The organism is Mycobacterium sp. P2_H7, from assembly GCF_056403275.1.
Genome location: NZ_JBFUFU010000003.1, coordinates 199,740 through 213,390, shown reverse-complemented (window position 1 = coordinate 213,390; position 13,651 = coordinate 199,740). Strand labels below are relative to the sequence as shown.

Here is a 13,651-nt window from a genome sequence, read left to right as displayed (position 1 = left end):
ACGACACAAGGCCGGGCATCACAACACCGGCGGCGCCGGGTCACGCCAGCCGCGACCGCAGGATCGGCACACCCGGCCCGGTCAGGCCGTCCAGCGCGACCGTGCGGCCGCACACCGCCAGCATCACCGAGGCACCCGGCCCGCTGACCGTCTCGCCATGTCCCCAGCGACGGCCGGTGTCCTCGTCGTGCAGCGCGATCCCGTGCAGCCGCCGGCGCGGGAAGAACCCGGCCTGGGTCGGGCCGGTGAGAAAGTCGACGACGCGCGCCACGTCCTGCGGATCCGGCCGATACGGCAACCCGAGCGGGAGCCGGATGTCCGCGCCGTGGACCAGGACGTCCGTCAGACCCGACACCGGTCCCGTCAGGGGCGGGCTGAGCCGGTGGTCTGCGTCGCGGCGCAGCGTGTCGGCGATGTGCCCGGCCGATGCCTGCGCCCGGCGCCGGGCGAGTGCGTCGATGCCGCGATCCATACCGCCGTGCCGGATCCCGCTGGCCAGAAACCCCCAGAACCCGTCGGTGAAGTCGCTGACCAGATGTGCGGCAACGGTTTTCACGTCCCAGCCACCGCACAGGCTCGGCGTGGCCAACTGGGCAGGATCGAGCCCGTCGATCAGATCCGCGATGACCCGCCGTTCGGCGGCGACCGCGGCGAATACCTGTTCGCGTTCGGCTGGGCGCAGGCGCACGGGTGTCTAGCCTTTCGACAGGTGGTACATCCGGTAAACCATATCGCCGGTCTGCACCGCCCTGTGCAATCCGTACCCCGGTGCCCCGGCCACACCTCTGGTCAATTTGCGCAACACCGCCGGTGTGTGGCGCTTGAACCGCGCCTCGGTTTCGGGCGCGCTCCACATGGTGTCGAGCCCGCGCAGGATCTCATCGTTGATGTCGCGGCAGGCCACCACCGTCAACGGCGCCGCAGCCAACTGCGCTTCCCATTCCGGCACGTGCTTGCGCTTCCTGAGATCGACGTAGAGGAAGTCGCCGCCATCGACGAGAACGCGTGCGACTTCACGCAGGAAGCCGGGGAAGTCTGGATAGCAGTGCGATGACTCGACGTTCACGACCGCATCGAACGCGGCTTCCTGAAATGGCAGATCTTGGGCGGTGCCCTGGATGAAGGTCAAGCCCGGCACCTGGTGCACCTGCCGGCAGAACTCGATGCCGCTGCCGTTCAGGTCGAGGCCGGTGTACGAGGCCGGCTGCAGGTACCGACTGAGATACGACGCGCCGCCACCGTGGCCACACCCCACCTCAAGCACACGCTTGCCGGATATGTCGGTCTGCGTTGCGGTGCAATGGTAGAGCTGGATCGAGGGTCGATCAGGTTCGTCGGCAGGATCGAGCATCAGCCCCACCGGAGGGTCCGTCTCGTAACCGGCGTCGAGAAACACGGTGCCGTCACGTTTCAGCCGCCGTGTTTGCAGAGGATATGCGTACTTGGCCGAGTACTTCCACGTGATGGGGTTGTACGTGAGACGGAAAACCAGATCCATGAGACAGCCTTCGTAGGTTGAGGTGATTTCGGCCCGACACTCGCGTATCACTATGGCGGAACGGGTATCTCGCCCCGGTGAATGCGCATGTGCAGCCGGGCGAGCGGGCCTGGTGCCCACCAGTTCCACCGCCCGAGCAATTGCATGAAGGCCGGCAGCAACACCATCCGGATGAGCGTTGCATCGACCAGCAGAGCAATGGTCAGCCCGACACCGAACATGCGGATGAGTGCCACCTCAGCGCCGCTTTGCGCGGCAAACGGAATGGCCATGAGGACGGCGGCCGCGGTGACGACCCGGCCGGAGCGGGTCACACCCAGGGCGACACTCGTCTCGTTATCAGCCTGCGTGCGACCGGATTTCAGCCAGTACTCGCGGATCCTCGCCACCAGGAACACTTCATAGTCCATCGACAACGCGAAGGCGAAGCAGAACAAGGGAACGGGAAGGAATGTCGACAAGGTGCCGGTCGGTGTGGTTCCCAGTCCGCCCAGGTGACCGTCCTGGAAGATCCAGACGAGCGCGCCGAACGTTGCGGACAGCGACAACACACTGAGCGCAAGGGCCTTGATCGGTATCACGACACTGCCCGTCAGCAGGAAGAGCAGGACGAACACCGTGACCGCCATGGTCGCGAGCACCCACGGCAGCGGTTTCGTGACGGACTCGACGTTGTCCCGATTGCCTTGAGCCAGACCCGTGAAAAGGACCGACCGCTGTGCCGGCCCCGCGACACCCCGAAGCTGGTCGAGCTGCCGTTCTGACTGCGCGGTGAGCGCAGACACCGTGCTGTTGATCGTCAGGAATGCGCTACCGTCCGCCACCCCACTGGCACCCGACGGCGGACCGGCCATGACGCCGGCCACGAAGGTGCCCGTCGGGGAAGACACCGCGGCCACCCCCTCCACCGTCGATAGTTGTGCCGCATATCGACTGAACGCATCCGGCTCCAGCCCGCGGGCATCGGGCACCACGACGGTGCTCGCCGAGGACTCGTCGATGGCGAAGTCGTTACGCAACTGGTCGCCGACTTGGCGCGCCGACGCCGATGTCGGCAGCATCCGATCATCGGGAATGCCCAGCTTCAGGTTGAGGAAGGGCGCACCGAGCACGAGCAGCAGCGAGATCACCGCCAGGGCGATGGGTACCGGACGGCGCATCACGAACCGGGTACTTCGGTACAGGAACCTGGACTCGACCGGGCGCTCCACCCCGCGCCCACGCCGCAGCAGCTTTCCTATGCTGAGCATGTTGATCCGCTCGCCGAGCAGGGCGATCGCTGCCGGTGCGACGACAACGGATGCGAACGCCGCGAAGAACACCGCCGCCACCCCGGCGTACGCCAGTGATCGCAACATCGGGGTCGGAAGCAGCACCAGCGACAGCAGCGACGTCGCGACCGTGACGGCGGAGTACACGACGGTGCGTCCCGCCGTGGCAAGAGCCGCGACCAGTGCGTCCCCCCTGGATGTGCCGTCGGCCAGCTCGTCACGATAGCGGCTGACTATCAGCAGGGTGTAGTCGACCGCCAGGGCGAATCCGAGCCCGGCGCAGAGATTCAGGGCGAACAGCGATACCTCGGTTCCGTAGGCGAGGAGTTTCAGCGCCGCCATCGATCCGATGATGGCCATGACACCGACGGCGACAGGCAACGCGGCCGCGACCAGGCCACCGAAAACCCAGACAAGGACGAAGAAGGTGATCGGGATCGCGATCGATTCCATCAACAGCAGATCGTGTTTGGTCTGCTCCTCGATCTGCGACGCGAACATCGTGACCCCGCCGGCCCGCACCGTCACCCCATCCCGGTCGACGGCAAGTTGTCGGGCCAACTCCTTGGCCCGCGCAGAAGACACCCCTTCGTCACCTTCGATGCCGGCCACGATCAGACCCGATGTCCCGTCGGTGCTGATCAGTCTCGCAGCGGCCTGCGGGGGAACCGACCACGGTGACGTGACGTTCACGACTCCGGGCGCGTGACTCAGCTGCTCGACGATAGAGGTTCCCACCGCCCTGGCCGGACCCTCGAGCACGTTCTGCTGCCCGGATACGGTGAACATCACCTGCCACGGACTCTGCCCGAACTTCTGCTCCAGAAGCGCATTGGCGCGCGCCGACTCGGCCGCCGGGTCGAATCCGCCTCCCGCGCTGAGACTTTCCACGACAGAACTGGAGAACAGCCCGAGCAGGAGCGTCAAGAACGCGGCCCCGACCAGGATACGGCGTGGCGTGGTCAACGCCAGGCGAGCAAGTCGCTGCAGCATGTCACCTCCCCCGCTCGTATTCGGTCAATCCGTCGCGACGTTCCCGCGTGGGCCCGGGTCACCGAACCTCGCCGCGATGACGGTCCAGGGATCGGCATACGTGCCGGCCTCTCCTCGCCGGTACGCCGCCTGCCGCCGGAACACCAACGCGACGAGCGGGCGCAGAAGGTGTAGCGGAAATCTCTTCCAGCCCATCTGACTTCTGATCTCGCTCAGCATGTCCGGCCAGGAATGGTCCTGGAATGACAGCAGCCGCTGGGCCGGTGCGGTATCCATCCAGTCCGTGGTGAACCATGCCTCGTCGCTCTCCGGATCGCCCGGCAGCCCAGGTGGCAGGCAATCGCCCAAACCGCATACGCCGGTGATTGCCGAGCCGATATCGCCGTGGCGCAGCCTCGTCGTCTCGTCGCCTGCGACCAAGAGGATCTGGCCCACCGCGGGTGTGGTGGTAGCTCCAACGACGGCGGTCACCGCATCGCGAAGATCGATGAGGTGAGCCCGACCATCGATCGGCAACGCGCTACCCATGTACAGGCGGTCGGCGCTGAACGATCCGTTCGGCGGGACGACCTGCAGAATCGCTCCGAGCCTCAGCACCACCCAGTCGAGGTCGGAGGCGACGACCGATGCCTCGGCCTCGAGCTTGTGGACGCCGTAGACATCACATGGTGCAGTAGGCGTGGCCGCCCCGAGAAGTTCACCGCCGCGGTGAGGGTTGCGCGCACCGTAAACGGCTGTGCTGGAAGCGAACACAAACCGTGGGGAAGGTCCGTATCGTTGTGCCGCGTGCACCAGCGCTGAGGTGGCGCCGACATTCACCGCGCGCGCGGCGTCGACATCCTGATATGTCCACGGCGGCGTGACCGCGGCCAGGTGGATGATTGCTCCCGGCCTACTGGCCGAGACGACGCGTTCTGCGGCATGCGGTTCGGCCAGATCCGCCCAGCACACCTCGACCTGTGACGGCAACCGCCGGGCCGCTCGGCGGTTGGCGGCGGAGTCCCGTCCGGTCACCACCACCGAGCGCCCTTCGGCAGCAAGTCTGCGCACCACCTCGGAACCGACCAACCCGAATGCGCCGGTTACCAGAACCGTGTCCGACATCAGGAGCTCGGGACCGAGTCTGTGGTGGTCGTCGCGGAGCGCTTCGCCATGGTGTCCTCGACCTCCCGGCTCCACACCGACACGGGGTACTCGGTGTCCAAGACGTACTCGACCCGGTCCGTCATGTCCGCAGTGACGTCCGCGACATCGACGTAGAACTGCTGATACCACCGCCGCAGTTGATAGATCGGCCCGTCCTCGTCGCACAGCAGCGGGTTGTCGATCATCGCCTTGTGCATGAAGATCTCGACGTCCTGTTCGAACCCGGCCGTGACGCCCTCGGCCACCAACGTGGCCAACTTCGCGCTGGTCTCGGGATCCAGGCCGCGCGGCCGCTGTACCGATACCGCGTTGTACAACATGAACGACCGCTCATCCACCGGATAGTGAAAGGCGATCAGGATGGCTTCGGTCCGATATCCTCCGAAATCGTTGTGCAGGTAGGTCACGACATAGGCCGGCCCGTGATACGACGACTCCACCTTCAGGATCGATTTGCCGAACGCCGGTCCGAGGTTGGTGTCGGGCCGCCCCCGATTCGTCAGGAACTGGCTGGCCACATGCCCCTCGAACACGTTCCTGAACTCGGTGGGAAATCCGTCGTGTACATAGAAGAAGTGCGCCGTGTCAGCCAGGTTGTCCACGATCTCGCGGCTGTGCGAGTCATCGATGCGCCACTGCTTCACCGACCAATCCGTCCAATCGTCCGAATACGCCTCGTCGATGCGCGGGATGGCCACTTCATCGGGCGGCGGGTTGCCCTCGGGGTCGTGCCAGATATACAGGAAACCGTTGCGCTGACCGGTGATCCACGCGCGGGTGCGAGCAATCTTGGGGGTCCGCCTGCTATAGGGCACCAACCCGCACCGGCCATCGCCGCGCCACCGCCAATCGTGAAAGGGGCATGCGATGGCGCCTTCCTTGACAGACCCGCGACTCAGATCGCCGCCCATGTGCCTGCAGTAGGCATCAAGGACCCTGAGCACGTGGCCGCTGTCCTCGAAGACGACAAGTTTTGTTCCGAACGCTTCGACCGGATGCGGCAGGCCGTCCTGGAAGGACGACTCCAAACCGAGGCAATGCCAGCCGCGGGCGTATCTTGCTGGCATTGACCCGGTTTGGATCTCCCGTACAGCGTCCAACATCGTCCCCCCGACTTCAGCTGTCTTCGTCTGTCGCCTACCGCCGCGTGAGCCGGACGGGTAGGCCGCCGACCAGGCCCGCCGATATCCTGAGCTTCGGCTTCGGCACCCAACCGGGCCGCAGTTCGACGCTGTAGCGCTGGAGCACCGCGGCCAGCGTCATCAAGCCGTCGATGTACGCCATCCGCCACCCCATACACTTTCGAGGTCCGGTGTTGAACGGGATATACGCATTCCGGTTGATCGTGCCGGACAGGAACCGCTCTGGCTCATAATTCTGCGGCCGGACCCAGAAGCGCGGGTCGTGGTGCAACGCGTACGGCGACAGCACCACGTGCGAGTCCTTGGGAATGCGATACCCGGCGATCTCGTCCTCCTCAGCGGCTGTCCGGATGAGGCCCGGTGACGCCTGGACTCGTAACGCTTCGTCGAAGCATGCGCGAAGGTAAGGCAGCCGCTCCAGGTGCTCGTAGCGAATAGGCACCGCACCGAGCACATCGACCTCTGTGCAGGCCCTGGCGAGCACCGCCGGATTGCGGTGTAGCAGTGCGACTGTCCATGCCGCCGACTGGGCGGTCGTCTCGAATCCGGCGAAGATCAACGACGACAGCTCGGTTCGTAGTCGTCGATACTGCTCGTCAGGAGTTCCGCTGAACGGCATACCCATGAGAACGTCGAGCAGATCAGGACGTGCACGCGGCCCTTCGCTCACGCGTCGCGCGATGAGCTTGTCGAGTTCACCGAGAAGGGTTGCCTGAGCTGCCTCGCCACGCCGATGCAGGGGGCGGGGCACGAACTGGGGAAAAGCCGACATCAATGCGCGGACGATCGTGTAGGAGCCCAGATCGCGCGCAGCGTCGACGTAACGGGCCAAGGTTTCCGCGTCGAGCACCATGCTGAACATCGACCGCATCAACGCGTCCATGACGACCGCGCCGAGCTCGTGCTCGAGGTCGATCCATTGCCCGTGTTCGGCGTACCCCTGCCAGCCATCCATTCCCGAGGCAACGGCCGCCGACATCGCCTCGCTGAGCCCCGCCAGAGAACTCTCGGTGAAGAACGGATTCAGCGCCTGCCGCCAGCGCCGCCACTCCTCACCCTCCAGGACCGGGATCACCTCGGGCTCACCGACCACGAGTTCGTTGGTCATGCGATGACGGACGTAACGCGCGTGATGGCGGGTCATCACGTGGTCGACGTGATCCGGATGGCTCAGCAGAGTCATCGTCCAACTTCGCACGGGGACGCCCAGGTCGACGACATCGCCATGCCTGCGCGCCAATTCGGGCAGCAAGCCGTAGAACACGTCGTGTCGTGCACTCAGCACGGCGAGTTCAAGGAGGTTCGGGCCCGGTGGACGGCTGCAACCCAGCCCACGTTCGGTTGAGCCATGCCGGCGGCCCAACAACGCTTTCATCAACCGACCTCGATACTTTCGAACCGGTGGTAGCAGGCTTGCCTTCGGCGCAAACTTTACATAGATCGGAGGCAGTGTCAACGTTCAACAATTTCCGCCGTCGTAAATCGCTTGTGCGCCCGCGTGATTGGATTTTTTGCGGCCAAAGCACCGCTATCTGCTGCGATGCTCTGTCATGCTGAGGTCTGGTCTGGGGGCGCAGCCGACCACTCTTGAATGCCGAGAGCCCGGGGGAATCGACGCATGACACCAGTGCAGCACGACTTCACCCGCGGGTGGGCACCGCGACGCCTGAAGATTTACTTCTGGTGCTCAGCCTTCGGGCTGCTGTTCTCGTTGCTGCCGATCACCTTGGTCGGGACCGGTGTGTGGCCGATGGAACCCACCGGCCTGATCTTCGGACCCGCGCTGTGCGTACCGCTCTTCGTGGCGATGGCAGCGGCGTGGTGGGACTCTCCGGGCGAACACCGGACCACGCTGGAGAAGTCGAACGAGTTCTTGCTGGTGTGGTTCCCCATCACGGCAGCCAGTGAGATCTTCTGGGAGCTGGTATGGCTTGTCGCGGACGCACTCGGCCACATGGACCTCACCGAGCAGGACAGGTGGGGGTGGTTGTGGTGGATCTATGGGGTCGCCGACACCCGCTATCTGACCAGCGATCCGGGCCTGTACGCCGTCGAGACCTTCGTTGTTATCGGCGGGATCGTGCTGTTCTTCCAGTGGATCCGACTCGTGTCTGCTGGTGACGACGTCGCCAAACGTATCAACGCGTTGTGGTGGTCCTGCTTCGCGCTCACCAACAATTTGACGGCATTCGGCATCTACTACGTCTCCGAGATTCGCGCGTCCTTCCAGCATTTGGAGCAGGGACTCTGGGGCTTCGTACTGAAATTCATCTTCATGAACAGCCCGTGGCTGGTCGGGCCGGCTCTCTGTCTGCCGTTCATCGTCAAGCAACTCGCTTACTTGTACCGAAACCAAGGCGCGGCCGAGATCGACGCTTCCGCCGTCGGTGACGGACGGCGCACTGCGGCTGAGTCGACGCCCTAGGCGTCCAGAAGCTCCTGCAATGCGAGCGGGACACCGCTTGCGAGGTAACCGATGTCGCGGATCAGCGCCGGGCAGCCCACGAACCCGATCCCGACGGCACCGTTGAGTGTGGAGGCGGTGACGTTCAGCGCAATCTGGTTCACGATCGGACCGAACGGGTAGTTCACGACGATCGGCGCCCCGAGAATGTGTTCCTGAAATCCACGGACGTTCGAGAACGTCAGGTTGATGGGCGGCTGACGCGTTCCGATGCCGGTTCTCGCGAAGAATTTCAGGGCATTTCTGAACAGGGTCGGCATGAACTGTGTCCAGTCCTCGATCAGTGTCGAACCGATGGCCGAGATGTGTTCCTGCCCTAGCAGATTGGTCTGTGCAATGGCAGCGAGCCGTCTCACCGGATCGCTCACACTGGTGTGTATGGAGCACAGCATCGGGGTGAGCTGATTACGGGCCGGCCGGTTCGGGTCATAATGCGATACCGGTATCCCGGCGACCAGATCCTTGGTCGGTAGTGCGTCGTGTGCCGTGAGATACCGCACGAGCGCACCCGACACGACGGCGGTCAGCACGTCATTCGCCTTGACGCCGAACTTGCGTTTGGCGGCCTCGACGTCCTTCAATTCGATTCGGATATAGGCGACTTCACGGGTGGGGTCGATGTCGCCATTGAACAATGTCTGCGGCGCGGCGAACCAGCTGCTCATCGCCTGCCCGAACTTCATCCGACGGCTCGTCCGCAGCAGCGCCACCACCGTTCGCGGCAGCACCCTGGTCACGAAGAACCACGGCCGAAGTACCGCCTGCGCCATCCCGTCCATCGCCACCTGGCGGGCGGTCCACGTCCCGAAGCTGCCCGCGGTTTGCGTCGTAGGTGGTGCCTCGTCGTAGAGCTTTGCCCAAAGATCACCCGAACTGACACCGTCGGCAAAGACGTGGTGCGTCCGGACGAGCGCGGCAACGCGGCCGCTGACCGCCGGTGGCACCGAATCGATGCCCTCGATGATCGTGATATCCCACAGCGGCCGGGAACGATCCATCGGCGCGCTCACCAAACGAGCTGCGAGGTCGCACAATTCGGTTCGACCGCCCGGCGCGGGTAGATCCACGCGACGCACGTGCGCGTCGATGTCGAATTCGGGGTCGTCGACCCATGCCGGGGTACCCAGATTCATCCGGCTGTCGCTGAGCTTGGCCCGGAACTCCGGTAGCAGCCGGGCGCGCGCGGCCAGCTTCGCGCGGAACGTCTCGAACGTGTAACCCTGCGACAAGCCCGACACGTCGAGTTCTGCCAGTGAGCACGAGTGCAGCGGCTGCGCGGGGATCTCCATCAACAGGAATGCCGTGTCGATTCCCGCCAGCCGATGAATGGTCTTCTCAACACCGTGTGCCTGCATGCCCCCGCCCGCGTTACACGCTCTCGCACTGTGCATGCAGTGAATCACGGCAACCGACCGGGCGCAAGGAACGTGGCCATAGGCGCTGTGGCACAAGCAGTTCTGTGTTCAGGCAGGACGCTCGCGGAGCGTGCGTCTGCGCGGCGAGAGAGTGAAACCGTGCGGCTTGAGGGTCAGCGACTCCTTTATCGCCAGTCGATAGCCGGGATCTGGCTCAAGGTCGAAGCGCTGGAGTGCGAGGGCGAGGGTGAGCACGGCTTCATGCATGGCGAAGTGCCGGCCGATGCATGCTCGCTGGCCTGTACCGAACGGCTTATACGCATGCGCCGGACGACTCTTGGCCAGCCCCGGCGCGAACCTGTCGGGATCGAATCTTTCAGGATCGGGCCAGATCTGCGGATCGCGGTGCAGCACCGGAAGGAACACCAGCGCCCACTCCCCCTTTCGCATCGGGTACCGGCCACCGAGCATCGTGTCGGCCCGTGCGGCACGTTGGTATCCCGGCGCAGTCGGCCACAACCGCAGTGCCTCGTCCAGCACCGCGCGCAGGTATCGCAGCTTGACCACGTCTTCGAACACCGGAGCGACGTCGTCCCGCGTCCCCCACAGCGCAGTCACCTCGGCTCGCGCGCGACGGAGAACTTCTGGATCTCTGGTGAGGTAATACAGGGCGAACGACAGCGTGCTGGCCGTCGTCTCGTGACCGGCCATCAGGAACGAGATGATCTGTCTGCGAATGTTCACCGGGTCCAGGCGGCGCCCCGTGACGGGGTGCGCCGTGTCCAACATCAACGCGAGCAGGTCGGGTCGGGGCACCGCCGCGCCCCGCTGACGGTTGCGAATGATCTCGTCGACGGTTTCCTCCATCATGTCGACGTCGGATCGGTAGTGACGAGACAGTGTCGCGAGCACCCGATCAGCCGGCTCCCAGGGAATGGCGCCCGCCATGTTCGCGTGCCGGGCGATTCTGCTCACCGCGGCGACGAACGGATGAGGTCTGCTGTGGTCGAAAGACGCAAACTGGTAGCCGAATCCGACGCGCCCGATCGTCTCGAAGGTCAGGTGCGTCATCTCGGCGGTGACGTCGATCGGCCGACCGCTGGTCGCCACCCCATCCCAGCGCTCCAGCATTTCCCGGATCACCGTCACCATGGTGGCGTGGTAGCCACGCATCGCCTCCCGGCTGAACGCCGGCGCCAGGATGTCATGGCCCAACTGCCACGCCGGTTCGTCGCTCTCGGCGGTGAACAGTGCATCCCCGAGCAGACGGCGCAGTGACTGCAAGGTGAAGCCGACGTGTTTGGTGAAGCGCGCCTCGTCGTTGAGTTCGGTGACGAGGTCGACACCGCTCACCGTCACCAGTTCGATTCCGGCCCACTTCTGCACGGCGATCGGACCGAGATCCTGTAACCGCCGCTGCATCGACTGCAGGGGTTTGCGCAGATTGAACCCGACGAAATCACCTGCGAGCGGCACACGGTGAGGCGGGTGCGGAACTCTGGCTGTGTCCACGTGCGCCTTTCCGGGGGGCAGACGAATCTCTACGAAGCTACCCCGGGGACTCGTCAATGAAAACTGATAAGGCTAGCCTGATGAAATGGCGGCGTCCCGCGAGACCGAACAGGTGGCACGGTCCTTGTTCCTGTGCATGGGCCTGCTGCGAAGGCGGCTACGGCAGATACCCGTCGCCGACGTCCTGACGTTTCCTCAGATGGCCGCCCTGAGCCGGCTGGACCGGTGCGGGTCGACGACATCCGCCGAATTGGCGCGTCAGGAACAGATCAGCCCGCAATCGATGGGCACCACCATCGGAGAGCTGGAGGCTCGCGGCTTCGTCACGCGGCAGTCCGATCCGACCGACGGGCGGCGAATCCTGCTGTCCATCAGCACGTCCGGCCGGCGTGAGGTCAACCGGCGGCGCGACGCCAGGGTGGACCAGCTGACCACGGGATTGGCCGGCTTCACCGCCGCCGAACTGGCCCAGCTGGCCGCCGCCGCGCCGCTCATCGAACGACTGGCACAGCGGCTGTAGATGTCCGTCGAACAGCAGCGCAGCGAAGCCCGCGACAACTACCGCTGGGTGGCCCTGACCAACACCACCGCGGCAGTCTTCATGTCGGCGCTGGACGGCTCGATCGTCATCATCTCGCTGCCCGCGATCTTCCGCGGTATCCATCTGGATCCCCTGGCGCCGGCCAACATCACCTACCTGTTGTGGATGATCATGGGGTACCGCCTGGTGCAGTCGGTGCTCGTGGTGACGCTGGGCCGCATCGGGGACATGTACGGCCGTGTGCGCGTCTACAACCTTGGTTTCACCGTCTTCACCGTGGCCTCGATCCTGTTGTCGTTCGACCCTTTTGACGGTGCGACCGCCGCCGAATGGCTCATCGGGTGGCGACTGTTGCAGGCAGTGGGCGGTTCCATGCTGACGGCCAACTCGGCGGCCATCCTGACCGACGCCTTCCCGGCGGACCGCCGCGGCTTCGCCCTGGGGTTCAATCAGGTTGCGGCGCTGGCCGGGCAATTCATCGGCCTGGTCGCCGGCGGTCTGCTGGCGGCTTGGGATTGGCGCGCGGTGTTCTGGGTCAACGTGCCGGTCGGGGTCTTCGGCACCCTCTGGGCCTACCGCCGGCTGCGCGACAACGGGGAACGCCACCGCGGCCGTATCGACTGGTGGGGCAACATCACCTTCGCCGTCGGACTGTCGGCGGTGCTCATCGCCATCACCTCCGGGATCCAACCGCACGGCGGACACCCCACCGGCTGGCACAGCCCGTTCGTGCTGGGCACGCTGGCGGCCGGGATTCTGCTGCTGGTCGCGTTCGTCATCATCGAGTCCCGCGTCGCCGAGCCGATGATCCGGTTGAGCCTGTTCAGAATTCGGGCGTTCAGCGCAGGCAACATCGCCACGCTGGCCGCCGCGCTGGCGCAGGGCGGCCTGCAGTTCATGCTCATCATCTGGCTACAGGGCATCTGGTTGCCCCTGCACGGCTACGACTACGCCGACACGCCGCTGTGGGCGGGCATCTTCCTGCTACCGCTGACGGCGGGATTCCTGATCGCCGGCCCGGCCTCGGGGGCCCTGTCAGACCGATTGGGCGCCCGCGGTATCGCCTCGGCAGGCATGGTGCTGTTCGGTCTGAGTTTCGTCGGCTTGTTGTTCCTGCCGATCGACTTCGCCTACTGGATGTTCGCTTCACTGATCGCACTGAACGGCGTGGGCAGCGGGATGTTCGCGGCGCCCAACACGTCGGCGATCATGGGCAGCGTGCCCGCCGCCGAGCGCGGCGTCGTGTCCGGGATGCGCGCGACGTTCCTGAACAGCGGCACCGCCCTGTCCATCGGGGTGTTCTTCTCGCTGATGGTGGTCGGCCTGGCGGGTAGCTTGCCCGGTGCCCTGTCGACGGGTCTTCAGGACCACGGCGTGCCCGCCGGGGTGGCCCAGCAGGTGGCCGGGCTGCCGCCGGTGTCCACCCTGTTCGCGGCGGTGCTCGGCGTCAATCCGCTGGAACATCTGCTGACGCCCAGCGGAGCCCTCGCGACGCTGCACGCGGGCGATCGCGAGACCATCACCGGCCGCGAATTCTTCCCGCAACTCATCAGCGGACCGTTCCATCACGGACTGACCGTGGTCTTCGGTGTCTCCATTGCGCTTGCCCTTGTGGCGGCGGCGGCGTCACTGGCCCGGGGGCGGGTGGACGGCCCCCGCTGATCTTTCGATTTGCGCACAGGATCGCACTTTTGGCAAATAAAACGTGCGCCTCGTGCGGATCCATGCC

At 65.1% G+C, this 13,651-nt stretch carries 11 protein-coding genes; 3 read left to right on the top strand and 8 right to left on the bottom strand.

Features of this window, described 5'->3' with window-relative positions:
- Window positions 1-40 precede the first annotated feature (40 nt).
- The 6 genes from AC1DY7_RS04250 to AC1DY7_RS04225 all read right to left on the bottom strand — a co-directional run bounded on the left by AC1DY7_RS04250 (window position 41) and on the right by AC1DY7_RS04225 (window position 7,425).
- Window positions 41-688 carry a maleylpyruvate isomerase family mycothiol-dependent enzyme gene (locus AC1DY7_RS04250; RefSeq protein WP_477492409.1) on the bottom strand — a complete coding sequence of 216 codons (648 nt, stop codon included), beginning with the start codon at window positions 686-688 and terminating at the stop codon, window positions 41-43.
- Between the two features lie 6 nt (window positions 689-694).
- Window positions 695-1,498 (bottom strand): phthiotriol/phenolphthiotriol dimycocerosates methyltransferase, encoded by an 804-nt coding sequence (locus tag AC1DY7_RS04245; RefSeq protein ID WP_477492408.1) that lies wholly within the window; start codon window positions 1,496-1,498, stop codon window positions 695-697.
- A 50-nt stretch (window positions 1,499-1,548) separates the two neighbouring features.
- Window positions 1,549-3,762, bottom strand: coding sequence for an MMPL family transporter (locus AC1DY7_RS04240; protein ID WP_477492407.1), 2,214 nt, complete (start codon window positions 3,760-3,762; stop codon window positions 1,549-1,551).
- A gap of 24 nt (window positions 3,763-3,786) precedes the next feature.
- Window positions 3,787-4,866 (bottom strand): NAD-dependent epimerase/dehydratase family protein, encoded by a 1,080-nt coding sequence (locus tag AC1DY7_RS04235; protein ID WP_477492406.1) that lies wholly within the window; start codon window positions 4,864-4,866, stop codon window positions 3,787-3,789.
- Window positions 4,866-5,975, bottom strand: coding sequence for a 3-ketosteroid-9-alpha-monooxygenase, oxygenase component (locus AC1DY7_RS04230; RefSeq protein ID WP_477492405.1), 1,110 nt, complete (start codon window positions 5,973-5,975; stop codon window positions 4,866-4,868). The genes AC1DY7_RS04235 and AC1DY7_RS04230 overlap by 1 nt, the downstream gene beginning before the upstream one ends.
- Before the next feature lie 70 nt (window positions 5,976-6,045).
- Window positions 6,046-7,425, bottom strand: a complete 1,380-nt coding sequence (locus tag AC1DY7_RS04225) for a cytochrome P450 (protein WP_477492404.1) — start codon at window positions 7,423-7,425, stop codon at window positions 6,046-6,048.
- A gap of 243 nt (window positions 7,426-7,668) precedes the next feature.
- Here AC1DY7_RS04225 and AC1DY7_RS04220 point away from each other — a divergent pair, with 243 nt between their 5' ends.
- On the top strand, window positions 7,669-8,475 hold the full coding sequence (locus AC1DY7_RS04220) for an Emopamil-binding protein (RefSeq protein ID WP_477492403.1): 807 nt from the start codon (window positions 7,669-7,671) through the stop codon (window positions 8,473-8,475).
- Here the strand turns inward: AC1DY7_RS04220 and AC1DY7_RS04215 are convergent.
- Window positions 8,472-9,869, bottom strand: coding sequence for a wax ester/triacylglycerol synthase family O-acyltransferase (locus AC1DY7_RS04215; protein ID WP_477492402.1), 1,398 nt, complete (start codon window positions 9,867-9,869; stop codon window positions 8,472-8,474). The genes AC1DY7_RS04220 and AC1DY7_RS04215 overlap by 4 nt on opposite strands.
- Window positions 9,870-9,977: 108 nt before the next feature.
- Entirely contained in the window at window positions 9,978-11,381 is a 1,404-nt protein-coding gene (locus AC1DY7_RS04210; RefSeq protein WP_477492401.1) for a cytochrome P450, read from the bottom strand.
- An 85-nt stretch (window positions 11,382-11,466) separates the two neighbouring features.
- Between AC1DY7_RS04210 and AC1DY7_RS04205 the strand changes: the two genes are divergently transcribed.
- Complete coding sequence (locus AC1DY7_RS04205) at window positions 11,467-11,901, top strand: MarR family winged helix-turn-helix transcriptional regulator (protein WP_477492400.1); 435 nt, start codon at window positions 11,467-11,469, stop codon at window positions 11,899-11,901.
- Window positions 11,902-13,584 (top strand): MFS transporter, encoded by a 1,683-nt coding sequence (locus AC1DY7_RS04200; RefSeq protein WP_477492399.1) that lies wholly within the window; start codon window positions 11,902-11,904, stop codon window positions 13,582-13,584.
- Window positions 13,585-13,651: the final 67 nt, after the last annotated feature.